We start from the raw sequence: 24,521 nt of genomic DNA on the forward strand, positions 1-24,521 counted from the left end.
CGTTTCCGTTTCCGTTTCCGTTTCCGGGCGAGCCCTGGCGGGCCGAGTGCCGGGACAAGTGATGCTACCGGACCAAGCGATGCGATCCCGAAGACGAAGGTGACGGCGACCGCGTGGCTACTGGAGCGTCGCCCGCGATCGAGCATCCGCTTTCGCCGATCGGAGGAGTCGCGGCTTTTCGATGGGGGTCCTGACGGCCGGCGCGGAGCCATTCCGGCGAAACGAGATCGCCGCCGTCCTACACTCTGCCCACAGGACGATCCCGGCTACACGACCGATGCACCCGAGCAAGCAGGCGGCGGGTGCAGATCACCCCGATCGATACCGAGTTCTCGATAGAGTGGTGCTGCTGGACAGGATTGAACTGTCGACCTCCTCATTACCAATAGTGTCGCACCCCGTTTATGGGGGTTCATAGAGGTATACTGCGGGACGCCTAACCGTCTGTTGTCGCTCGCTTTTCTGGGTTATCGTGGGATACTCGCGAATGCACAGGGTTGCACTGTTCGTGCTGCCCATGTGCTGCCCACGGAGACCTCTATGTGCCGCATCAAGCTCACCGACAGCCTGGTCTCGCAGGCTGCTCTCCCGGACGGATCAGACGATCACACCCTCTGGGATAGCGAGGTGCCTGGCTTAGGGCTCCGCATTCGGCCATCCAGCAAGGCTTGGTTTCTCGCCTACCGGCCCAACGGTGCTGGGCGCCAAGCCAACACCAAAAAGATGAAGCTCGCCACTCTCGGAGCGGTCGACAAAGTGGCCGCAGCGCGCAAGCTTGCACAGATCCAGCTCGGCCGCATCGCGCAGGGCGTCGATCCGCTGGAGGAGCGCGCGCAGCTCAGGATGAGGGATCGGTGCCGGCTCAGCGAACTCCTCGACCGGTACGAGGCCGACCTAGAGCGACGGCGCTACGTTAATCGCAAGATGGTGATGAGCACGCTGCGCGGTAGATTGGCTGCGCTGCTCTCCCGAGACATCACCACGGTCACCGGCGCCGAATACGCGAAAGTCATAGAAGGCATCAGAGCAGTAGGCCTCAACGGCGCCGCGGACAGCTTCCGCACGCTCTGCCGCGCCTTCCTTACGTGGTGCGTGACAGGGGCAAAGGTTCTCACCACCAATCCATTGGCGGGGCACCGGAAGGAACGCGCCACTCGGGCCGACAGGGTCGAAAAGGTGGTGAAGGGCCGGGCCCTGTCCGATGCCGAACTCGTGCGCATCTGGCATGCAGCCGATCCAGCGACGACAATTGGCCGACTGATCCGTTTCTTGATCCTGACCGGATGCCGGCGCGGCGAAGGTGCGGGCGTGACCTGGGCGATGGTCGACGAGAGAATCGACGTCCTCGACCTTCCCGCGATATTCACGAAGCAAGGCCGAGGGCACAAGGCGCCGATCGCACCCCAGCTCCGTGCCATCATGGACACGTGCGTGCGTGATGCGCGGTCAGAACTCCTGTTCCCGTCACCGAAGACGGGCAACGAGATGAACGGCTGGTCGAAGCTCGTGAAGGCCTTGCGGGCGTCTTCGGGCGTAAATTTCAATCTGCACGACCTTCGCCGCACCTTCAGGACCGGCTTGTCGAAACTCGGGATCGACGCGGACACCGCGGAGCTCGCCATCGGCCACGCCCGAGAGGATCTCGAGGCGCTTTACAATCGGGATGACGCCATTCCGAAAATCCGTGCGGCTTTCACGGCCTGGGCGAACCATGTCGAAGCGTTGGCTGACAGCGGTCCGACCCTGAGGGTCGCGGCGTGAAGCCGCTCAACGAAGCCGAGGCTCGCGCGGCGCTCGATGATCCACGATGGCCGCGGCGACTGTGCGGCACCGAAAGAAAGGAAGCGGCTTACAGGATGGGCTTGTCGTTCCTTGAGCGCACCGCTGCTCGGCACGGTGAGGACCCGACCGTAGTGCTCGATGCCGTGCGCGCCGATACACCCCTGGCCCGGACGGTGCGGGGGCTTTTGCGCATCCCCCCGGACCTGCCACCGCGAAGCGGCCGACCGTCGAAGGTTTCAGAGCGCCTGCATGAATATTTCACGATTGAGCGAATCCGGGCCGAGGGCCTGAAGGGCGACCGCGTGTTCATCGAGGCGCTTGCGCGGCTCCCTGGCCGCACCATGACGGTGGAAAGCCTGAAGCGAACCTATCAACACACGAAGAAGCGGATGACGGTTCCTGCCGAGATGAAAGCTCTCATCAAGATCGTCGAAGTGACAAAACCCGATTGAGGTTTCGTCACTGGATAGCGAGGGTTCTGGCGAGTCACGGTCCGTTACCGAAGGCCGATCTGGCCAGGAAGGATCGTACCGATGAACGTTCGCGCAAACCCTACCCACGAACGATTGAGCCGCCCGGATGTCGAGAAGCGCGCGGTCCCTGATCTTTCCGTTCTGCCTGACATAGTCTTGCTGACCCGCGCCGACGTAGCGGCCGTGTCGCGTTACTCCGTTCAGACTCTCAAGAAATGGGCTCGGGAAGGCCGCGGGCCTAGCTTGCGATATGTTGAAGGCCGGCCGCGGTATCGCGTCAGGGACGTCCGTAAGTGGATCGAGCACTTATAACACAGTGCGAAATGGCTTCTAAACTGCGGTAGACACTTGGCTTTCCAGTGGTTTGTATGTCACTTGTATGTCATGTCTTGTTGGCTCAAATATTACAGCAAGATATCTGGCAGCATAGTCTTGACGATGGTGTTAAGCGGATATACCTTCGGGTCGGTCGCGCTACCTTGAGAACCTGTGAACCGGCGAACCTGAAGCGGCCAAATATTCATCGCATCGGCGACGGACGACGCTTGGGCGGTCCGTCTCACAGGAGAGCTGCATGTCAGCAAGCGCACCCGCATGCGCCGGCGCAAGCCCGCGTGTCGTCCCCGACATTGAGAAACTGCCCGGCGAGGCCCTGATCACGCGCCAGCAGCTTGCGGCCGTGAGCAGCTTCGCGCTGATCACTTTGAAAGTATGGGCCAAACAGGGCCGCGGTCCTCGCATCACCGTCGTGGAGGGCCGGCCCCGCTACCGCGTGCGCGATGTCCGGGAATGGATGGGCGCGGTCTAATGTCAGTTTCCATCAGACGCGTCCTTCCCCACGAGTTCTTCGCGACCTCCGGGCGGTTCGTTGCCAACTCGCTCGCGATGCAGCTCGACGCGCGTGAGATGCTGCGCTTTAGCAAGGCTCTGCACAGCGTCGCTCACTGCTGCGACGCCATCCTGACGAATCCTAGGACGATGCCTCTCAGCGACGTCCTAGTGAACGGCGCAATTGCAGACATGGTGGTCGAGGGCGATGCGATCGTCATCTTCGCCGACGCCAACCCGAAGCGCGGCTACGCCACGGCGCATGTCCCGATCGGCGAGATTATGGCGGCGCGCGCCGACATCGGATGCACGGTGTTCCGACCGGCACAAGCGAACGCCCTTGCTCGACAAATCAGCCGAGACATCACGAACCGAGACACCACGAGCCGAAGACCATGTGCCGAGTTACGGCACGACGATCTCGTCCGGCTGGCGGCCCACTTCCTTGGTGAGGAGACAGTTGCTCGCTTGCGCGAGGTGACCGACGGCGTTCCGGTGCTCGCCATCATCGGCGACACGCGCCCAGTCGGCATCACGAGTGGGCAGTTCTTCAAGTCAGTGACGCGTCTGCCCGGCGACTGGCTTGGGACGTCTGTGCCCGCCGGTCGCTGCTGAACCGTCGGCACCCGTGACCACAAACACGCGAGCCCGGGCCGCCGACGGGGTGTTGGCACCCTTCAGGAGCCGGGCTCATGCGCATCCCCCTTCAGACGCACATACGGCCAGGAACCCGGGGCGGGGCGCCTGGCCGTTTAGCTTCGATGTTCAAGGACTTACGATGTTCAACGCTGGTGTAGCCGAAGACCCGACACCGGGCAATATCCAAGACGTGCGGCCCGTCAGCGGCAAGTTGCAAGCCAATTTCGCGGATATCCGCACTTTCATCCGCGTGGCCTTCTTCGGCATCGAGCCAGGTCACGGTTACGTGGCGTTCCGCGCCTTCCCCAACGGGGACAACGGGAAGCCGGACATCCGGTGGCGCAAGTACGAAGCTGGACTGGCGTCGGCAGCGACCGCCTTCGCCACAGAGGTTGCCAACTGGACGGACGACAAGGCGTCGGTCTTCGCCCCGCCGGTCTGCGTGTTCGGAGACAAGAAGTGGAAGGGCAATCTTCGGGCAGCCGAGGACAACGTCATCGCCTGCCTTGTCATCTCTCTGGAGCTCGACGAGCGGCCACTGGAGATGCTGAGCAAGGCCACCGGGATCTTAGGGGAGCCGACGCTTCTCATCCGGTCCGGCGGGGTGTGGATCGGCCCCAACGGTCCCGAAGACAAGCTGCACGCCTACTGGCGGCTCACCGAGGCCGCAACGACTCCGGAGGATCTGTCTCGGCTCAAGGAGGTGCGGCGAGGCCTGACGCGCCTGTGTGGCGGCGACGGGAGTGCGCCGCCCATGTCTCATCCGATGCGCTGGCCGGGGTCGTGGCACACGAAAGCCGCGCCAAGGCTGTGTGCGGTTATCAGGGAAACCCCGACCGAGATCAGTCTCACGGACGCCAAGGCGTACATCGAGATGGCCGCCGATATCGAGGGGATCGACCTCACTCAGATGGGCGGCGAGAGGCGGGCACGCGGCGAAGGCTTCAAGACACCGCAGCCCCTGGGGCCGGCTTCGCTCAACGCACTGGCCGCGGCGATCGATAACCCCGACGGCCTCCAATGGAGCGACTGGAGCCACAGGGGCATGGCCTTCTTCGACGCCTCGCACGGGTCGGCCGAAGGGCAGGAAGCCTTCGACGCGTACAGCGCTAAGAACGAGGCGAAATACGACCCGGACGCCGTCGAGGAGCGATGGGGCCACTGGCACCGCTCCCCGCCGGACAATCTGTCCGCTGGCACGCTCTTCCGTCTGGCGCAGCTCCACAGCCCTCACATCGCCATTCCGATGCGCGAGCCGGTCGACGTGGCGGCGGTCTGGGAAGCCCCGGTTGACGGCCCCGGACAGGACGCGCCAGCGGAAGCGGCGAGCGCCCCGGAAGGTGCGCAGCGCACCGCCGCGAACGACACGGACGCGCCCGACTACGTCCAGCGCCTGAACCGAATCCACGCCTTTGTCATGAACAAGGGTGACGCGGTGGTGCTGAACGAAGACGGAGGCGGCAAATTCTCGTTCTCAGCGCGCGCCTCGTTCGAGAGCCGATACGCGAACGACACCGTGCTCATCGGCAACAAGGAAATTACCGTCGGGCAACTCTGGTGGAGGAGCCCCTTCCGACGCCAGTTCGTGAAGGGAATCGACTTCGCGCCCGAAGGCGGCCTGCCTGAGGGGGTGTTCAACCTGTGGCCGGGGTTCCAGCCGTCGGGCGGAGCGGCGGCCGCGGGCGGCTCCTGCAGCCTCATCCTGGCGCACATCCGCGACATTCTCTGTGCGGGCGATGACCAGGCGTTCCGTTACCTCGTCGGGTGGCTCGCCCACATGGTCCAGCGGCCGGGGGACAAGCCCGGGGTCTGTGTCGTGCTGAAGGGCGAGAAGGGCACCGGCAAGGACACGCTGGCGTATTACCTCGATGCGATGATGCCGGGCCTGCGTTTCGGCGTGTCTCAGCAGGAGCAGGTCACGGGCCGCTTCACCGGGCACCTGATGAATGTCCTGTTGCTGCACGTGGAAGAGGCGTTGTGGGCGGGATCGAGGGCCGGCGAAGGGGCGCTGAAGTCGCTCATCACATCGCCCACGCTGGCGGCCGAGTTCAAAGGCGTGACGCTCTTCACCGTGCGGTCGAAGCTGCGCGTGCTGATGACGTCGAACGAACATTGGGTCGTTCCCGCCTCCGCCGACGAACGGCGCTTCTTCGTTTGCACCGTCAGTTCGGCGAGGCGTCAGGACATCCCGTACTTCGACGCAATCTGGCGGGAACGGAACAACGGCGGAGCCGCTGCCCTCCTGGCCTACCTGCAGCAGGTCGACATCTCGGATTTCGAGGTGCGGAACGTCCCCAACACGGAGGGGCTCCGGGATCAGAAGCGGGCGAGCCTGCGCAACTTCGATGGCTGGTGGCACGACCAATTGGAGGAAGGTGCGTTCTGGGATGAGGACGGCGCGGGCCGGGAAATCGACCGGAAGAACTTCTACGCGGCGTACCGGAATTGGCTGTCGCGACACCGCTACGAGAACGAATGGTCGGAGGAGCACATCGGGCGCCGACTGCGGGAACTCCTGCCCGACGACGCCAAGATCGATGTGCGGCGGCGCGCTGAAGGCGGCCGATACAGGGTGTACCGCTTCCCAGACTTAGAGACTTGTCGGCGGTCCTGGTGCGCTCACTACGGGATGCCTGACGCCTTTAGCGCTGTAGTCCACGGTTAGCCTGGACCAGGCCCGACGCATGGCCCAGAAAAATACAACGAAATCAAAGGTGTACCAGGTGGTCCAGGTGGTCCGTGCACGAATGCCTAGTCAGCACAGAGGCGTACGGGCCGCCCAAGCTGCCACCAGCCCCAGGGTAGGTATGTGATGAGGTTGCAATATCCTTTTTTCCTTGGACCACTTGGACCACTTGGACCACTTGGACCAGAAGAAAGAATATATAGAGAAACCAGTATCTTAGCCCGGTCCAGGCGAGGCGCTATCCGGAGATCCAGCACGGACCACGTGGGCCAAAAAGCCCGACCCGGTAAAAAGCCTCTGAAGCGGCCGATACCCCTATGGGGCGTTTCATGAGACGCCGCGGTCCGCCCAAAAGGAGGCCGACGCCACGGCAGCGCGCGTGGTGGTCCTCGGCCCGGTTCAGAGACATTGGCCGCCAGACCTGTCTGCGCATCAACGCGCGGCGGCGCGCGGCTGCGAAGTGCGGCGCGAGGAAGAAGTCGGACGGCGAGCCCTGCAGGAACCTGCCGCTCGCGAACGGCCGTTGTGCCTGGCACGGAGGAAAAACCCCCTCGGGCAAGGCTTGGCACGTCGTTCAGTACCCGAAGGCCGACACGCCGGACGGGGCGGCCAAGCTCGATCGCAAACTTTCGGATCTGCGGGAGCGCACGAAGCGGCTCATGGATCGCAGGGCGGCGATGACGCCCGAGGAAGCCGCTCGCTACGCCGCATGGCAGCGGACCCACCAGCCGGGATCGGCGGGCGGGCGCGCCGCGGCCCGGAGCGAGGCGGCACAGATCAGGGCCATTCGCGAGATCCTGGCAAGACCCGAGCCGGTCACGCGTAGCGACGAGGCCGCCGCCATCGATGCGATGCTGGCCACGCTTGAGCGTCGCTTGGCCGAGATCCAACAGCCGGCGACCCCGGCCGACAACGGAGACGTATTCGCATGAGCTACGGCAAAACCGTCGAGGAAGCCCGGCACGAGCTGCGCGAGCGGATGGAGTTCGAGGGGGCCGTGGTCGCCTACGAGACCGCCCTCGCCATCTGCCGAGACCCTAAAGCCTCGGCCACGGCCAAGGCATCAGCGATCAACTCGCTGCTCCGGGTCGCCGGCCATGACGGCAAACCTGGTCCTGATCTGGACAAGCCGATGGAGGAGATGACCTACGAGGAAACGAACGCTTTGCTTGACCGGCTGCGGCGACGCGAGGCTGCGCTTAATGAAAGCGAGCCCGATGTCTTTGGATAGGCAGTCACTTTTGTATATTATGTCCGGCAACACTGACATACAAAACGTACAATACTGAATCTTCATAAATTAAATCGATCTTTGCTGTTGGCATACAGTAATTTGCAAAGCAGCCTTCTAACGTTCGGGCCTTCCGGGCGACAGCCGGCCGCTGAACGAGGCCAAGGCAGCTCTGCGATCATGTCGATGCTCACCCTCGTGCCCCCGGCGGCGCAGCCGATGACAGCTGACCTGTTCCACCACCCCCTTTCATCTGAAGGGTTCCTTCCCCGCTATTGGCTTATGGGACACACCGAGCGAAGAATCATTCCCGCAAATTGACCTCGAGCCTGCGCCCGGCTTCGGACAAGCCGCGAATATCCGCGCCGCCGGGCGGATGGCCGCGCAACGGCGCGCGACCGCTATCCCGATCGGCGGCTATCCCGCTTGTTTTCGCAAGCGCCATCGGCGGTGGGCCGGAGGGGGCATCACAACCTGCTTAGATCGCCCGGCTCCCTGGAGCCGGGCTTTCAGGAGAGCTCCCAAACATAGTTGATCTTTGAGAAGTCTACGTGATCGGAGACATAAGCCGACCATGCATCGCCGGATGGCGCGTAATAGCCCGCTGGCGGAGCGTCCTGCTTGAAGTCGTCGTCGAAAACAGTCCACGGCTTGCCCCAGCCGTCATACCAGCCGGTCCCGGTGATGGTTGATGGATTTACCGACACCGCATAATTGGAAGCGACGCCGCCGAATACGGCGGCCGCTGCTTCCTTGGCTGACAACACTGGAGGATTTGAGCCCCAGTTTGGACCGCTCGATACTGCATATGAGCCGACATACCGAAATGAATCGGCCACGTCCGTGATCGCGATGGTCACTGCCGTGGTATCCGTGAGCCCGCCGGTCACACGGTCGCGCGCCTCCACCGCGAGATTGTAAGTGGCGGGGTCCGTCTCGAAGTCGAAGGCGTGCGAGGTCGTAATCGCGCCGGTCAGTTCGTTGATCGCGAACCAGTTGTTCGTGTTCCCCCCGGTGATGGCATAGCGCACGGTGTCGCCGGCATCGACATCGGTCGCCAGCACCGACCCGATCGCGGCCCCCATCGCGTTGTTCTCGGCGAAGCTGAAGGCATAGGGCTCGATCCGGAACACCGGCGCGTCGTTGACCCCGTTGATCGTGATCGTGACACTGCCGGTACCCGTCACCTGACCGTCGCTCACCTGGTAGCTGTAGACCGCCTGCTCCGTTTGGCCGGCCGCGAGGTATTCGTAGTTGTCCCACACGACAAAGTCGAATGTGCGCGGGTCCGCGTCGTCCGGGTTGATGCCCGGTGCGGTCCTGACATCCGGTCCCGAGATTTGCTGGACGTTGCTGAAGGTGAGGTTGCTGGAGTCCGGGTCGGTCGCGGAAAGAGCAAGGTAAACGGTGCTGCGCGCATCCTCCAAGATCGCATATGTAATGTTGGCGCCGACCGGCGCGTCGTTGACCCGAGACACATTGACCCTGGCAGTACCGGCATTGCTCGTCAGATCACCGTCGCTGACTGAATAGCTGATGGTGCGAGCGAGTGTGGACGGGTTTTCGGACGTGTTGTGGTAGGTCACGCTTTCGAGAGCCGCCTCATACTGCGCTTTGGTGGCTTGGCCGGTCAGCGTGAGAACGCCGCCTGTGTAGCTGACTTTGGTGATCCCGTTTTGATCGACGAAGCCGAGTACGTCCTGGTTCGACGCGAAATTGCCGGAAATCTGGACCGTCGCGCCGTCGAGAGACGCATCGTCCGCGTCGGTCAGGGTGATGGTGCCGTCGATGACCGTCGGCGACTGGTTCTCGGTATAGGCGAGCACCGCATCGACGCCGGCGACAACTGGCGCGTCGTTGACCGGGTTCACCACCACGTCGAAGCTCTTGCTGAAGCTCGCGACGTCGCTGGCTGCGCCGGTGGAGAGCGTGGCTGAGTCCGTGACCTGCGTCTCCAGCGTCAGAGTGTAGGTTCCGTTGGCGTCGGCCGGCGCCTGGAAGGTCAGGCCTGCGAGGTTCCAGCCGAGCAGGGAGATCGCCGCGCCGGTGGAGACGATGGTGTTGGTCCCATCGGAGAGCGTCGCGCCGACGGGTGCGCCCGAGAGCGAGAGGCCGGTGATCGTCTCGGAGCCGTCGGTGTCGGCGAGTGTGGCGGAAACCGGGATGGCGATGGCGGTGTCTTCGCCTCCGCCAACACCGGGGGCGGCAACAGCTGAACTGTAGGCCTTAAATACCGCCGATCCCCACCCCCCGACACTGGCCCGGAAATGCGAACCGAGCTGGTTGTTATAGTCAAGATCGAAGTTGTTCGAGAATTGCATCGTAAAGCTCAACCACGCCATCGGCAGAGAAGCTGTGCTGTTATAAAGAAAGTGAAGATCTTGAGCGCCTGTAAAGAAGCCCGTCGCGGTGTCTGCTGAAATTCCTTGAAAAATACTGTTCCATTTTCCGGAGACGCCGCTATAGGTGACCGTTCCTGCCAGGCCGTTGGCGAAAGTCACGCTGAGTCCGACCCTGTCGGCGTTGACGACGTCGCTGTTGCCCCAGACCTTGACAGGAAGTTCGCCGCTCTGCGTTTCGAAGTCCGTCCATTGCGACACAAGGCCCATGCCGGCCAGCCCAGCGCCGACAGGCACGGTCGAGACCGGCGCATCCGCCACAGGCGCAACATCGATCGCGACCCTCCCCACATCCGTGCCCGCGCCATTGGCGAGCGTATAGTCGAACGCGGCCTGCCCGCTGAAACTGGCGGCCGGCGTGAAGGTCACGACGCTTCCTACGAGCGAGACCGTCCCGTTCACCGCGCCCGACACGGCTGTGATCGTCAAGGCCTGAGCGCCCGGCGGGTTGACGTCGTTGTCGGTAAGCTGCGCAACCGAGACGGTGACGGTCGTGTCCTCCGCCGTCGCGAACAGATCGTCTGTCGCGGTCGGCGCTTCGGGCACGTCGGTGACCGTGACGGTGAAGCCCGCCGTGGCGAGATTGTTCGCGCCTTGGCCGTCATCGACCTCAATGGTGCGGATGATCGTCGGCGCGCCGTCGGCGTGCTCGGCCTCGAAATTGAGGCTCTGCCCGGCGGCGAGGCGGATCTCGTAGGAGCCGGGCTGGCCGGCGACCGTACTGGCGGCGGGCGTCACCACAAAGCGCGGATCGACACTCGCTCCGTCGAGCACGCGGAAGGCGAGTCCAGCGGCGGTATCGACATCTCCAACCGTGAAGGTCGCGACGAGCGCGCCGAGTGCGTTTTCGGCCACGCTGAGGCCGGCCGCGACAGCCCCGGGCGCGTCGTTCGTTCCAGTCACCCGGATCGTCGCCGTCGTGGTGGCCGTCGCGCCATGCTCGTCGGAGACAGTGTAGGTGATGACCTCGTCGGCGGTCTGGCCGGCCGCGAGATGGTCGAAGGCCGTGCCCGGCGTGAAGAGGATGTCGCCGTTGACGACGCTGGCGACCGCGCCCGCCGTCGTGGCCGACGCCGAGACGATCGAGAGCACCGCGCCCGCATCGACGTCGCTGTCGTTGGCCAGCAGCGCGTCAGCCGAAAGTGTCAGCGGCGCGTTCTCAGTGGTCGCAAGTGCCGGATAGGCGCGAACGGCGACATTGTCGAAGAACACCGTCGAATCGACGTCGCGCGTGTAAAGTCCGAACTCGCGCAGTGGCGAGTTTGCCGCGCTGGTCAGAAGGACGGCGCCGTCGACAAGAACCTGCGTGCCCGTGACGGGATCGACGTCGATCGTGACCCGGAAGCTCGGCGGGAACAGCTGGTTGTCTGCGAGCGCCAGCGTCGTCACGACGCCGCCCGACACTTGCTCGAGCACGAAGTCGCGATAACTCGTCCGCGTCGAATAGTTCGTCGCCAGATCGATCCAGCGGACGCGGAAGAAGTTCGATCCGTCCTCGTAGCCGAAGACGAGGCCGATATCGTTGATGCCGGACTGGCCGGAATCGGCACTCAGATCCGCCGCGAACGAATAGGCCCGCGCCGTCGAGAGGTTGGCGATGTCGGCAGCCGACAGATCGGCCTTCAGGAAGCCGGTGAAGGCGTCCGCCCCCTCGGCGGCGCGCTGGGCGTTTACACTCCACTGGGCTGCGCCAGAGCCGGCGAAGGGCACGGTCGTCCAGCCCGCGAGATTGCTGTCGTTGAAGTCGTCGCCGAAGCTGTAGAACGCTTCGGGACGGGCGACGGGGCCATCATTCGTGCCGGCGATCGCGATGGTCAGGGTCGAAGACTGCGTCAGTCCCGCCACGTCGCGCATCTGGTAGCTGAAGACCTCATTGGCCGTCGCGCCCGCCGCCAATGCGTTGGTGTCGGCATCGGCGTTGTCGAGCTGGTAGCTCCAGCCGCCATTCGCGCCCAGCGTGAGCGCGCCGTAGACTCCGGCGATGATCGCACCGGGGGTGGCCGGCTGGCCGTTGACCAGCGTCACCGTCTTCGTGTCCAACACATCGACATCGCTGTCGTTGGCCAGGAAGTTGCCCGACGCCGTGGCGTCGCCGGCAACCGGCGCGTTGCCGGGGCCGACGCCGGCCTCGACGACCGGATCACCGGCATTCGTGTCGGCCACGGCGACGGGCGCGTCGTTGGTGCCCTGTACGGTGATCGTGAGCGTGGTCGTGGCGATCGCTCCGGCGGAGTCGATCACCGTATAGCTGAAGCTCTCGTTCAGGCTCTGGCCGAGCTGGAGTCCGTTCACGGCCGCATTGGCGTTGTTGACGGCATAGACGTAGGTGCCATTGGCGAGCAGCGTCAGCGCTCCGTAAGCCCCGGCGACAGACACGCCGACCGAGCCGGCCGCGCCGTTGACAGCGAGGACGGTCTTGCTGTCGCCGAGGTCGGCGTCGCTGTCGTTGGCGAGCACGTTGCCGGTGGCGTCGGCGCCGACCGGCAGGAAACCGGCCTCGACCGCCGTGCCCGTATCGGCGACCGCGACAGGCGCATCGTTCACCGGGAGAAGCGTGACGGTGTATTGCCTTGTCGTCGTGGCGGAGCCATCGGAGACGGCGACCTCGAAGACGACATCGGTCGCGGCGCCAACCTCGCCGGGCGCGGTGAAGACAAGGTCCTGCGCGCTGGCGTTCGCCAGCGTGACGGCCGGGCCGGACTGCTGCGTCCAGCTATAAGTCAGCGTATCGTCCTCGGCGTCGCTTGCCGAGATGTCGAGCCGGCCGGTATGGCCCTCGGGCAGGGTGCCGTCGGTGATGAGTGTGAGGCCGGCGACGATGTCGGCGGTGCTCAAGGCCCGGAACGTGCCGTCGCGGCCGTTGCCGGATGTATCGCTGACGCCGCCGGGGCCGTTGCCCGCCTCCTCGAACGAATAGGCTGCGACGAGGCCGAGCTGCGCGCCCTCGATGCGCGTATTCATGTTCTCGGCGATCTCGGCCGCCGAGCGCTCTCCGCGCCAGATGCGGACCTCGTCGAGCTGGCCATTGAAGGAGTATGCCGGGTTGACGAGCCATCCGCCGATCCGCGCATCGTTGGACAAGACGTCGTTGACCGAGGCCGGCGCCCCGGAAAGCTGCGACAAAACCTGCTGCACGCTGTCGACGTACAGCTTATTTTGGGTGATCGAGCCATTGTCGAAAACCGCGGCGATATGGTGCCAGCCTGTTCCCGGCGAAGCCGTGCCGAAGGTGTCGCCGGTTCCGGTGTTGAAGCCGATCGCCTGGACGCCGCCGGCCAGAACCGGCAGGTAGATGTCATAGACGTTGAAGCCAAACGGCATGGCCGACCCGGAATTCGGGCCGATATTCATCCAGAACTCGACCGTGACCGAATCTTCCGCGCTTACGGCAAGCCCCGTCAGCGCAACGCTCGGAGCAACTGCACGCCCGCCGACAAAGGCGGGCTGGCTGAAGTTCAGAGCCAGATTGCTCAGATCGCTCGTCACCGCGTCGGAGACGACCGGCGCGTCGTTGGTGCCGGTGATAGCGATGGTCAGGCTCGCTTGCGATGTCGCGCCTGCGCTGTCGGTCACCGTGTAGGTGAACACGTCGCTCGCCGCCTCCCCCTGCGCCAGCGCATTGGTGTCGGCGTCGGCGTTGTCGAGCGCGTAGCTGTAGCTGCCGTCGGCGTTGAGCGTCAGAGAACCGTAGGTTCCCCCGATCGGACCGCCGACATTGCCGGCCAACCCATTGACGGCAGTGACCGTCAGCGCGTCGGCCGCGTCGGCATCGGTGTCGTTGGCGAGCACGTTGCCGATGGCCGAGGCGTCGCCCGGGAACCGCGTATCGCCCGGGTTCACGCCGGCCTCGCTGACCGCGCCGCTGTCGGCGACGGCGACCGGGCCGTCATTGGTGCCGGTGATGGTGACGGTCACGACCTGCGAGACACTGCCGCCCTGGCCATCGCCGATCGTGACGGTGAAACTCTCCGTCCGGACCTCGTTTTCGGCCAGAAGCTGCGCGGCGGCGTTGTCGAGGTCGTAGGTCCAGGTGACCGATCCGTCTCCAGCTCCGGTGGCTGCTTCGGAAATCACCGCCGTCAACAGGCCGCCGAGCAGGTTCGTGCCCGAGGCCGCGACCGTCACAGTGTGGCCATCCGCGAGATCGACGTCGTCGAAGTGGATCGTGCCTGCGGTCGACAGAGTGGGAGTCGTGGCGTCTTCGGTGACCGCACCGGTCGAATCCAAAGAACCAAATACCGGACCATCATTGGTCCCGACAAGGGTTATGACAATGTCGCGCGTGGCGATGCCACCATTGCCATCGTCGACCGCAAGACGGAACGTCTCCTCTCGCACCTGCCCGGCCGACAGGTAGTCAAGAGCCCCGTCATCGACCTTGTAGACCCAGCTGAAGCCAAGATTCTGCCAAGCCGGCCCGAAATACCCCGAACCCGGGGACGTGCCGACAGCGGAAACCGTGACTGAGCCGAGGTTGGTGGGGTCAAGCGAAGTCGCTGTCGCGGTATGGGTATCCGACAGGTCGAAATCGTAGAGATTATAGGCACCGCCTTGCCGGCCGTCGTCGAAATAAGTGCGGTCGGGAAGCCCTTCGTCAGGGCTTCCGTCGACGAACTCTGTCAACGTCCCGCCGTCTGGGAAGCCAAGATAAATAACCGGAGCGTCGTTGGTTCCCGTCACCGAAACGGTCACGACTTGCGCGACGCTGCCTCCTCGACCATCGCTGATCGTGACCGTGAAGCTCTCGGTCCGGACCTCGTCCTGCGCCAGAAGCTGTGCGGCGACATTATTTAGGCTGTAGGTCCAGTTGACCGCGCCGCCGCCGGCCCCTGTGGCGCTGTCGCCGATGACGGCGCTCAACATCCCGCCGAGCGTGTTGGTGCTAGACGCCGCGACCGTCACGCCGTGAGCATCGGCCAGATCGACGTCGTCGAAGCGGATCGTGCCGGCGGTCGATAGTGTGGGAGTTTTGGCGTCTTCGGTGACCGAACCGGTCGAATCGACCGTGCCCAGCACGGGCGCGTCGTTGGTGCCGGTGATCAGGATGGTGACGAGCTGGTCGTCGGTCGCGCCCTGGCTGTCGGTGACGCGGATGGTGTAGGTCAGGCGGACTTGGAAGCCCGCCGTCAGGAAGTCGAAGCTCTCGGAGCCGGTGTCGAAGCTCCAGCCGAGCGTGTCGGAGGTCTCGCCCGCGTCCAGGATCTGCGGCGTCGAGAGGGTCAGGAAGCCCAGCGCATTGGCGAGGTTGTAGCCGCCGCCGCCGCCGCTCACGCCCACGACCGTGGCGCTGACGATGTCGGAGACGTCGGAGTCTGACACGCTCAGCGTGCCGCTGGTCGCCAGCGCCGCGTTCGTCTCGGTCAGCGAACGGCGCACCGCCGTCTCTCCGCCCACAACCTCGGTGGTCTCGCCGGGAACCAGCGCGATCACCGGCGCGTCGTTCGTGCCTGTGACGGTGACCGTCACCGTTGCCGTGTCGGTCAGCCCGCCCGTCGCGCGGTCGCGCAGGGTGATGGTGAAGCTCTCGGTGCGGGTCTCGCCGGCGGCGAGATAGGCCACGGAAGCCGCATCGACGCTGTAGCTCCAGGCGATCTGACCGGTCGCGCCGTTGGCGGAGGAGGCGGTCTTCGTGGCGCTCAGCGCGCCGAGCACGCCGGCGGCAGGCGTCACGGCCACGACATGGGCGTTGTCGGCGGCATCGACATCGGTGAAGGCGATCGTGCCCGCGGTCGCGATCGTGCCGGCATCGGCGTTGGAGCCCAGTTCGGTGACGTCGGCCGACACCCTCTCGACGCCCAGCACGGGCGCGTCGTTGGTGCCGGTGATGGTGACGGTCACGGACTGCGAAACCGTGCCACCCTGGCCATCATTGATGGTGACCGTGAAGGTCTCGGTCGCGCTCTGGCCTTGCGCCAGCAACTGGGCTGCCGCTGTCGGCAGCGAATAGCTCCACGTCACCGTGCCGTCGCCGGCGCTTGTCGCCGCATCCGTGACGCTGACGACGAGCGCGCCGCCTAGTGCATTGCCGGCGGCGGCCGTGCTGCTGACGCTGTGCGTGTCGGCGAGGTCGATGTCGTCGAAGCTGATCGTGCCGGTCGCCGACAGCGTCGGAGCGACAGAATCCTCGCTGATGGTGCGCACCGCGATCGCGCCGGTGATGATCGGCGCGTCATTCGCACCGGTGATCGTCAGCGTGACGACCGCGGTGTCGCTGTCGCCATCGGCATCCTTGACGCGATAGCTGAAGGAGACCTGGGCCGTCTGTCCGGCCGCGAGCCACTCGAAGGCCGTTCCGGCGCTATAGGAGAAGCTGCCGTCGGGATTGAAGACGAGGCTGCTGGCGGAGGGACCAGACAGCAGCGTGACCGAGGAGACGAGATCGGGCACGATGTCGTTGGTCAGCACCGAGCCGGAGACCGAGCCCCCCTCATTGAGCCCGAAGCTGTCATTGCGCGCATCGACGGCCTCGTCCGCCGGATTGAGCTCCACTCCATCGACGACGATGCGCAGGTTCTCGAAATCCTCGACCTCGAGGTTGAAGGCGCGGAACTCGAAATCGTCGCGATCCCAGCACCACCAGGGCGCATTGCGCTGGCTCAGGAATGAAAGGAACCGCGCGATGTCGGCCTGGACGTCGGTCCTCAGCCATTCGGCGCGGGTGAATTCGAGCTGCAGCGTGTCCGTGCCCGAGCCGCCGTCATACTCGTCGCAGGCGCCGGCGTTCTCGCTCATGCGGTAGATCGCGGTGTCGTTGCCGCTGCCGCCGTCGACCTTGTCGCTGCCCGAGCCAGCATCAAGGACGTCGTTGCCGGCGTCGCCGTCGAGCTCGTCGTTGCCGCTACCGCCGAGTAGGACATCGTTGCCCTTGTCGCCGCGGATGTCGTCATTGCCGGAGCCGCCATCGAGCAGGTCGTTGCCCTCACCGCCGCGCAGACAGTCATTGCCGGCCCCGCCGATCAGCGTGTCGTCGCCCTTGCCGCCGTCAAGGCTGTCATTGCCGTCGCCGCCCTCGAGCCGGTCGTTGCCGTCCCCACCGTCGAGGTCGTCATTGCCGAGGCCGCCGATCAGCGTGTCGCCGCCCGTGCCGCCGGAGAGCTTGTCGTTGCCGCTGCCGCCGTCGAGATAGTCGTTGCCCTCGTCGCCGCGCAGATTGTCGTTGCCCGACAGGCCGGTGATCCTGTCGTCGCCGCGCCCGCCGCTGATCGAGTCGTTGCGGCCCTCGCGTCCGACCAGGACGTCGTTGCCAGAGGTGCCGTTGCTGCCGGGAACCGGGAAAAAGATCGTCATCACAGGCCTCGCCAATCGAGTGCGAGAACGACAGCCCTAAGGTGCTTGGACGATCAGGGCACAGTTGGTCAGTTCTGGTCGCGATGACCAGACCAAAATGGCGCGTGCCCGTTACGATATGCGAGGCAACTCAACCTTCTAGCGAAGCGCTATTACATCGCGCCGCAACTGAATCGCTCGGATTGCGTGAAAAGATCAGTCCAGGCCCTAAGCCAGCGCCCCCGCCAACAACATACCGCCAGCAACAACTATCCAAGCGCCGATGGGCACGCAACAGTAAGTTTAAAGTTTTGTTAACGAGCTTGGGGGCGCCGTGCCATGGGCCTCGCGATCGCGTCAGCGCCCCGATTATTGAAGTATCGCAAAAAAGGCGACGGCGCATATCAGAGCCTCTCTGATTGGGGTTCGTGAGGCAAGCTTCTCCTGATCGACGTTTTCGGGTTCCGGCTGTATCGCTTCCGCGGGTCACGCGCTTCTCTTCGCGGTCGGCGCGAGGCCGCCGCATGATGGGGTCAGGAGAGCGAGGCGTCTCAATCTGTTTCACGACCTCGTCTGCTGACGCGGACCGGTTCGGGACTCTCAACGAGATCGCCTCACCCATCGTCCCCACGGGAACGATCCGGGTCACCCTCGCGGGTGAAGTCTGGCCTGCCGTCGTCCAGTTCGCTTCAGCAGGCGTGTCTCGATCAGGCGGCTGCGACGGCCGCTGCCGGCTCCTTGCCGAAGCGGAACTCGGTCCCGTCGCTCCACATCCGATGGAAGATGACGGCGAGCTTACGCGCAACCGCCACGCGGGCCCGCGCCATGCCACGGTGTTTGGCGACCTGCATCCCCCTGGCGCGCAGGCTCGAGCATTTGCGCGAGCGCGTCAGCAGGGAATGGGCCGCCTGGTATAGCGCGGTACGGGCCAGTTCGTCGCCGCAGCGGCTGACCTTGCCCTGGATGTCGGTCTCGCCCGACTGGTAGCGAGACGGTGTCAGGCCGAGATGCGCCCCGACGTTCCGGGACCGCCGGAACCGCTCCGGCTCATCGATGGTGGCGCGGAAGGCCAGCGCGGTGATCGGGCCGACGCCCGGCACACTCATCAGCCGCCGGCAGACCGCCTCGCCGCGCACGATGGCGAGGACCTGCCGGGTCAGCCGATCGAGCTGCTCCAGCATTGTGGCCAGGATCGCCAGCAGGGGCGTGAGAAGCGGCAGGATCAGGGGATCGTCGCCCGCTATTTCGCGCACCCGCCCGGCAAAGGCGGCACGGGCCGGGGTGCCGAGCTTGATCCCGCCCTCTCGCAGGATCGCCCGCACCACATTCTCGATGGCTCGCATTTCGTTGAGCACGGTGCGCCGGGCCACCAGCAACGAACGCCAAAGCCGGGACTGACGCGACTTCACGTGAACCTGCCGGTACCAGCCCGTGCGCATGATCTGGGCAAGCGCGCGGGCATCGTTGCGGTCAGTCTTGTTGGGCATCGTCTTCATGGCCGCGATCGCCGCCGAACGGCCAGAAACCGTTTGCGTAACAATTCAAAACGGACATATACAGTTGTCTCCGCGGGATCGAGCTGCCGCAGGGACTAGGAAAATGGTCGCATACGTCGAGTATCGCCGGGTCAGCACGGGAGAGCAGGGTAAGTCAGGCCTTGGTCTCGACGCACAGGCCACCACGATCCGCGCATTCGTCCAGGCGCAGGCCGGCGAGATCATCGCCACGTTCACCGACGTGCTGTCTGGTGGTGATGACGCCAGACCCGAGCTTGCCAAGGCGCAGGCGTTCGCACGCAAGCACGGCGCGTGGGTCGTGGTGTCGAAGCTCGATCGGTTGTCGCGCAAGGTGGAGTTCATCAGCACCCTGATGAACAGGAAGGAAGCACGCTTCGTCGTGGCAGAGCTAGGCCACGACGTTGATCCCTTCATGCTCCACATCTACGCGGCCGTGGCCGAGAAAGAGCGCGCCTTGATCGCCTCACGCACCCGTGCAGCTCTTGCCGAGCGCAAGGCGCAGGGAGTGAAGCTCGGCAACCGAACGAACCTCCGTGAGGCGCAGAGCGCAGGCAACGCGGCGTGGAGCGCGGCCGCACAAGCGCGACGTGCCAACGTGCTACCAATCATTGAACAGATCAGGGGCGCCGGGATCACCACGCTGGCAGGGATCGCCCGCGCCTTGAACGCACGCGGGGTGACGACGGCGCGCGGTGGAGCATGGAGCGCCGTTCAGGTGTCTCGCATCCTCGACCGGGCGGCCTAGCTGGCACGAAGGTGCACCACGCTCGAGCTGGCTTCGACGTGGCCTACGAAGCGCCGTGACGGCCGCGGCGGGGCGCGGGGCGCCGGAGTAGCCAGGACCGAACGAAGTGCCTTCTCTAGCTCTGTTGGCCACCGCCATGCCTCGCCGCGGCCGCACCGGCCGGGTCGGCACCCAACCCTGCCCCCGGCCCTAACCGACCCCCGGGGGGTAGACCAAATGCCATCGCCGCAGCGGCGTCAGTCGTTAAAAGAAAAATGCGGTCCGCCGAGAACTTTAGACATACAGATCCGGCGTGATGGCTGTAGCCGAGTCGACACCCTTACCTCGGCGCGGCCCTACAAAGCGGCCTGGCCGCGCGAGGAGGCCCTCGCCTTCCTGTCGGAGCAGAGGCCGGCCGGCACTTGGACCCGCGCTGCGTAGCGGCCCTGCTGGCGACGATCGATACGACCGACGGTTCCCTCAATTCGGCCGAACGGGCCGAGGAGAGCCGGGCGCGCATGGCGCTCGCCCGTCCCCCCGGATACGGCCTGACGCTAACGCTCCGTCGTTTCGGTCGCGGATTCCCGCCTGTCGCGGTGCTGGAAACGATGTTGCCGCGCTGACGACATCGCTCCGGTGACATCGGCAGGCCATGGCAAATATCCGATTACGCTAACGCTTTGTTCGTCTTTCGGGAAATCCTCGAAAAATCGACCTTTGTCTTCACGGAATCGCAGAGCCTTCCATCGCTACCTCGTCTCCACAAGGAGTGCGTGGAATGATCCGTTGGTTGAGGGACGCGGCCGGTAATCGCGACGGCGGCGTGATGCTGATCTTCGCGCTTTCGCTGCCGATCCTGCTGGCCNCTTCACGGAATCGCAGAGCCTTCCATCGCTACCTCGTCTCCAYAAGGAGTGCGTGGAATGATCCGTTGGTTGAGGGACGCGGCCGGTAATCGCGACGGCGGCGTGATGCTGATCTTCGCGCTTTCGCTGCCGATCCTGCTGGCCATGAGCGCGGCGGCCCTCGAATACGGCTCCATCGTCAAGCGGCGCGGCGAACTCCAGCGGGCCGCCGACAGCGGCAGCATCGCCGGGGTCAACCAGTTCAAGCTCGCCAATGCCGACGACGCCTCTNTCCATCGTCAAGCGGCGCGGCGAACTCCAGCGGGCCGCCGACAGCGGCAGCATCGCCGGGGTCAACCAGTTCAAGCTCGCCAATGCCGACGACGCCTCTTCCGTGCAGGTGGCGATCGCCACCGCCCAGACCCAGGCGGCGGTGCAGGCCACCGCCGGCGCCACGCTTCAGGCCGCGGCGCAGGTGCTCGGGAACCATTCGAGCGTGCAGGTCACGCTCACCGAGACCGTGCCCCTGGCCATGGGCAAGCTGCTCTCGATGTCCGAGATGACGATCAAGGTGCAATCGACGGCCAAGCTGTCGGGGACGACGCGCCTATGCCTGCTGGCGTTGGATCCTTATGCTGCAGGTGCCTTCCGCCTCGAGTCGTCTGCACGGATTACCGCAACCGACTGCTCACTGTATTCGAACTCACGCAGCGTGGCCGGTATCCAAGGTGAGAGCGCAGCAATCGCCCGAGCGGTCTCGACCTGTTCGGCCGGAGGCTACACCGGCAACATGGCGAGCTTCATGCCGCCGCCGGCCACCGACTGCCCGGTCCTCAAGGACCCGCTCGCTGACCGCGCTGGGCCGCCGCTCGGCTTCTGCAAGATCCTGCCGCTCTGGTACAACCCCAAAATGTTGATCGACGGGATCGACAGCCCGCTCTACGGCACCCAGGTGGTCAGCACCACGGCGACCCTGGAGCCGGGCACCTATTGCGGCGGCCTGCACATCACCAAGGNTCGACGGGATCGACAGCCCGCTCTACGGCACCCAGGTGGTCAGCACCACGGCGACCCTGGAGCCGGGCACCTATTGCGGCGGCCTGCACATCACCAAGGGTGCCAAGGTCACGCTCAAGCCCGGCATCTACATCATGTCCAGCGGCCCCCTGGTGGTGGACAAGGGGTCGTCGTTCACTGGCACCAACACCGGCTTCTACTTCACCGGCCTGCGCGCGGGCCTGCTGTTCGACGAGGCCAGTATCATCAGCCTCACCGCGCCCAAGGACGGCATCATGGCGGGCCTGCTGTTCTTCGAGGACCGCGCCCTGATTAACCTCCTGCCGCTACCGCCACCCCTCAGCGGTAAGGGACCCGTGCCGGCCCTGCTTGGAGCCGTCGTTGGCCTGCGCGAGTACCGGATCATCAGCAACGAAGCCCGCACCCTCCTCGGGACCATCTACCTACCTGCCGGACGCCTGATCATCGACTCGAAGAAGCCCGGATGATCAACCTCTACGACGGGCCCGACCTCGTCCTCAACGCCCGCTACGGCACCACCGATATCCCCGTCCCCGAGGGCGTCGGCCCGAGCTCGGCTGATACCGTGCTGTCAAACTGATCCCAGTTTAGTCTCTATCCGCCCTGCAAGCTGTCGGCGAAATCCTCCGGGATCTCGCCGAACCTTCCCAGGATGGTGACGCCTTCCAGCTCACCGGTCTCGTCGTCGGCCATCAAGGCTCGCCAAGCCGGCAGCGTGACGCTCCCCCTAGCAATGATTCGTTTGCCTTTTTCCCCGTTGTCCACAGGGCCTCTGCGGCTGGTTTGACGACGCCGCAGTTGGCGTGCGTTCTGCTTTCGTTCTCAACGGAGGCAGGTCGATGACACCAGCGCAGATCGCCACGATGATGGACATGTGCGAGGTCGAGGTCACGGCGACTGCCTACATCGAGGCGGTGCAGGGTGACCTCGATCAGGCGTTGCGCTGGGCAGTGAGCGACCGCTTGGCGATCGAAGCCAAGCTGTCCGAGGCCCTGCGCGCCGTCTCTCGCGGTTATGTCAGAGGCGAATTGCCCGCGGCCGCGGCCTGACCATGCAAGTCCGTCAGATCGTCGAGATTGCCCCGGATGCCACTGGTCTCGTCCTGATCCCAATCATGGGCGCGGCGCTTTGCGCTGGCTTCCCGTCACCAGCCGACGATTTCCTCGAAGGAGCATTGGAGCTGCCGCGGTGGCTCGCGCCCAATCCGCCGGCCACCTTCGCCTGGAACATCTCTGGCGATTCGATGCGGGCCGCCGGCATCTTCGACCGCGACCTCGCGGTTGTGGACCGCAGCCTGAAGGCCGGCAACGGCAGCGTGGTCGTGGCTGCGATCGACGGCGAGATGTCGATCAAGCGGCTGCGCATCGAGAGCAGCGTGGCGTGGCTGGCTTTCGACAATCCGGACCTGCCGGCTTTCGCCGTCCAGGAGGCGGCCGAGGGCGAGATCTGGGGCGTGGTCCGCTTCACGATCCGCTGGCACGNGGCTGGCTTTCGACAATCCGGACCTGCCGGCTTTCGCCGTCCAGGAGGCGGCCGAGGGCGAGATCTGGGGCGTGGTCCGCTTCACGATCCGCTGGCACGTCGCGCGCGCCGGACTGGTGCGATGAGCAGCGCAATCGCGCTGATTGACGGCAACAGCTTCTACTGCTCCTGCGAGCGGGTGTTCGACCCCAAGCTCGCCCGGGTGCCGGTGATCGTGCTGTCCAACAACGATGGCTGCGCCATCGCCCGGACTGCCGAGGCCAAGGCGCTCGGGATCAAGATGGGCGACCCCTTCTTCAAGATCCGCGAGCAGTGCCGGCGGGACGGGGTGCGGGTCTTCTCGTCGAACTACACCCTCTATGGCGACATGTCGGCCCGCACGAACGCGGTCTACCGCGACTTCGCGCCAGCGGTGGAGATCTACTCGATCGACGAGAGCTTCCTGGACCTTTCCGACGTGCATCCCGACCGGCGCGGCGAGCTCGCCCGCGATCTGCGGGCGACGGTCCGGGCCTGGACCGGCATTCCGACGTGCGTCGGGATCGGGCCGACGAAGACCCTGGCCAAGCTCGCCAACCACATCGCCAAGTCCATCCCCGACCTCAATGGCGTCTGCGACCTCACCGACGAGGACGAGCGGGCGGCCTGGCTCTGCCGCATCCACGTCGGCGAGGTCTGGGGCATCGGACGGGCGTCGCTCGCCAAGCTCGAAGCCATGGGCGTCGATTCGGTGGCGGACCTGCGCGACCTCGACCCCCGTCCGGTGCGCACAGCGATGACGGTGGTGGGCGAGCGCATAATCTACGAGCTACGCGGGCTGTCCTGCCTGCCGCTTGAACTGATGCCGGCCCAGCGCAAGGGCTGCGCCGTGACCCGCTCGTTCTCCCGACGCGTTGCCGAACGCGCGGTGCTGGAGCAGGCGGTGGCGGCGCACGCGACCCGCCTCGGCGAGAAGCTCCGGCGGGGCGGTCTCGGCACGTCCCACGTCACCGTCTTCTACCACACCAGCACTCACGACCGCGGCGACCCCATGCGGTCGGTCTCCACTACCGTGACGCTGCCGGAGGCGACGAACGACACGCTCGCGCTGATCGCAGCGGCGCGGCGCGGCGTCGAGCGCACCTGGCGCGAGCCACCGGACGATCGCCCTTGGCGCTACTCGAAGGCCGGCGTCGTCACCACCGACCTGATGCTGCTGGACGCCAGCCCGCGGGCGCTGATCGGCCAGCTCGACCGGGAGCGCAGCGGCCCCCTCATGGCGGCCATGGACGCCTGCAATGCCCGATTCGGCCGTGGCAGCGTCGTGCCGGCGCGGGCCGGGCTCGCGGCGAAGCGGACGTGGTCGACGAAGTTCGAGATGCGTAGTCCGCGCTACACGACACAGGTGGCCGAATTGCCGACGGCGCGCGCCTAGCGATGGAGCGACTTTGCGACATCCTAGCCCAACAGATCGAGATCGCTTGCGATCCCTGCCGGCGACGTGGCGTCTACCGGCTCGATAGGCTGCGCCGTCGCTTCGGCGAGCATGCCTCGATTTGGGACGTCTACCTGAAGCTGACCCAGACATGCCGCTATCAGCGCGAGCCCGGTAGCCGTACTTCAGACCAGTAC

Annotated in this window: 13 protein-coding genes and 1 pseudogene; 12 read left to right on the plus strand and 2 right to left on the minus strand. The window is 65.2% G+C overall.

Annotated features, from left to right (window positions below; genetic code table 11):
• The first annotated feature begins 540 nt into the window (after nt 1–540).
• From ASG59_RS06050 to ASG59_RS06080, 7 genes are all read left to right on the plus strand, one after another.
• Nucleotides 541–1,761 (plus strand): integrase arm-type DNA-binding domain-containing protein, encoded by a 1,221-nt coding sequence (locus ASG59_RS06050; protein WP_156399127.1) that lies wholly within the window; start codon nt 541–543, stop codon nt 1,759–1,761.
• Nucleotides 1,758–2,234 (plus strand): hypothetical protein, encoded by a 477-nt coding sequence (locus ASG59_RS06055; RefSeq protein WP_156399128.1) that lies wholly within the window; start codon nt 1,758–1,760, stop codon nt 2,232–2,234. Before ASG59_RS06050 ends, ASG59_RS06055 begins: the two co-directional genes overlap by 4 nt.
• A 595-nt stretch (nt 2,235–2,829) precedes the next feature.
• Entirely contained in the window at nt 2,830–3,063 is a 234-nt protein-coding gene (locus ASG59_RS06060; protein ID WP_056407507.1) for a hypothetical protein, read from the plus strand.
• Nucleotides 3,063–3,698, plus strand: a complete 636-nt coding sequence (locus ASG59_RS06065; protein WP_056407509.1) for a hypothetical protein — start codon at nt 3,063–3,065, stop codon at nt 3,696–3,698. The genes ASG59_RS06060 and ASG59_RS06065 overlap by 1 nt, the downstream gene beginning before the upstream one ends.
• Nucleotides 3,699–3,861: 163 nt before the next feature.
• Complete coding sequence (locus tag ASG59_RS06070; RefSeq protein ID WP_056407512.1) at nt 3,862–6,387, plus strand: DUF5906 domain-containing protein; 2,526 nt, start codon at nt 3,862–3,864, stop codon at nt 6,385–6,387.
• A gap of 338 nt (nt 6,388–6,725) precedes the next feature.
• Entirely contained in the window at nt 6,726–7,340 is a 615-nt protein-coding gene (locus ASG59_RS20305; protein ID WP_156399129.1) for an HGGxSTG domain-containing protein, read from the plus strand.
• Entirely contained in the window at nt 7,337–7,639 is a 303-nt protein-coding gene (locus ASG59_RS06080; RefSeq protein ID WP_056407516.1) for a hypothetical protein, read from the plus strand. Before ASG59_RS20305 ends, ASG59_RS06080 begins: the two co-directional genes overlap by 4 nt.
• A gap of 509 nt (nt 7,640–8,148) precedes the next feature.
• On the opposite strand, the gene ASG59_RS06085 is transcribed toward ASG59_RS06080, so the two are convergent.
• Nucleotides 8,149–17,325, minus strand: coding sequence for a VCBS domain-containing protein (locus ASG59_RS06085; protein WP_056407518.1), 9,177 nt, complete (start codon nt 17,323–17,325; stop codon nt 8,149–8,151).
• A gap of 686 nt (nt 17,326–18,011) precedes the next feature.
• A pseudogene (locus ASG59_RS06090) lies at nt 18,012–18,806 on the minus strand (IS110 family transposase); the annotation flags it as partial.
• Nucleotides 18,807–18,903: 97 nt separating this feature from the next.
• On the opposite strand from ASG59_RS06090, the gene ASG59_RS06095 reads away from it, so the two are divergent.
• From ASG59_RS06095 to ASG59_RS06115, 5 genes are all read left to right on the plus strand, one after another.
• Nucleotides 18,904–19,566, plus strand: coding sequence for a recombinase family protein (locus tag ASG59_RS06095; RefSeq protein ID WP_056407519.1), 663 nt, complete (start codon nt 18,904–18,906; stop codon nt 19,564–19,566).
• A 902-nt stretch (nt 19,567–20,468) separates the two neighbouring features.
• A partial coding sequence (locus tag ASG59_RS21190; RefSeq protein WP_244475644.1) for a pilus assembly protein TadG-related protein occupies nt 20,469–20,681 on the plus strand: 213 nt, incomplete at its 3' end.
• A gap of 1,586 nt (nt 20,682–22,267) precedes the next feature.
• A complete protein-coding gene (locus tag ASG59_RS06110) occupies nt 22,268–22,477 on the plus strand; it encodes a hypothetical protein (protein ID WP_156399131.1) in 210 nt (69 codons plus the stop codon).
• Between the two features lie 2 nt (nt 22,478–22,479).
• Nucleotides 22,480–22,909: translesion error-prone DNA polymerase V autoproteolytic subunit (gene umuD / locus ASG59_RS20315; RefSeq protein WP_244475645.1), on the plus strand; the 430-nt coding region annotated here is incomplete at its 3' end.
• 122 nt (nt 22,910–23,031) lie between these two features.
• Nucleotides 23,032–24,324, plus strand: a complete 1,293-nt coding sequence (locus tag ASG59_RS06115; protein WP_056407543.1) for a Y-family DNA polymerase — start codon at nt 23,032–23,034, stop codon at nt 24,322–24,324.
• Nucleotides 24,325–24,521: the final 197 nt, after the last annotated feature.

This window comes from Methylobacterium sp. Leaf466 (assembly GCF_001425565.1).
Classification (GTDB): domain Bacteria; phylum Pseudomonadota; class Alphaproteobacteria; order Rhizobiales; family Beijerinckiaceae; genus Methylobacterium.

Bases quoted from the DNA above. Each gene is read 5' to 3' on its own strand.
- ASG59_RS06115 (WP_056407543.1), top strand. From the start codon at position 23,032: ATGAGCAGCGCAATCGCGCTGATTGACGGCAACAGCTTCTACTGCTCC.
- ASG59_RS06110 (WP_156399131.1), top strand. From the start codon at position 22,268: ATGACACCAGCGCAGATCGCCACGATGATGGACATGTGCGAGGTCGAG.
- ASG59_RS06065 (WP_056407509.1), top strand. From the start codon at position 3,063: ATGTCAGTTTCCATCAGACGCGTCCTTCCCCACGAGTTCTTCGCGACC.
- ASG59_RS20305 (WP_156399129.1), top strand. From the start codon at position 6,726: ATGGGGCGTTTCATGAGACGCCGCGGTCCGCCCAAAAGGAGGCCGACG.
- ASG59_RS06080 (WP_056407516.1), top strand. From the start codon at position 7,337: ATGAGCTACGGCAAAACCGTCGAGGAAGCCCGGCACGAGCTGCGCGAG.
- ASG59_RS06060 (WP_056407507.1), top strand. From the start codon at position 2,830: ATGTCAGCAAGCGCACCCGCATGCGCCGGCGCAAGCCCGCGTGTCGTC.
- ASG59_RS06085 (WP_056407518.1), bottom strand. From the start codon at position 17,325: ATGACGATCTTTTTCCCGGTTCCCGGCAGCAACGGCACCTCTGGCAAC.
- ASG59_RS06095 (WP_056407519.1), top strand. From the start codon at position 18,904: ATGGTCGCATACGTCGAGTATCGCCGGGTCAGCACGGGAGAGCAGGGT.
- ASG59_RS06050 (WP_156399127.1), top strand. From the start codon at position 541: ATGTGCCGCATCAAGCTCACCGACAGCCTGGTCTCGCAGGCTGCTCTC.
- ASG59_RS06070 (WP_056407512.1), top strand. From the start codon at position 3,862: ATGTTCAACGCTGGTGTAGCCGAAGACCCGACACCGGGCAATATCCAA.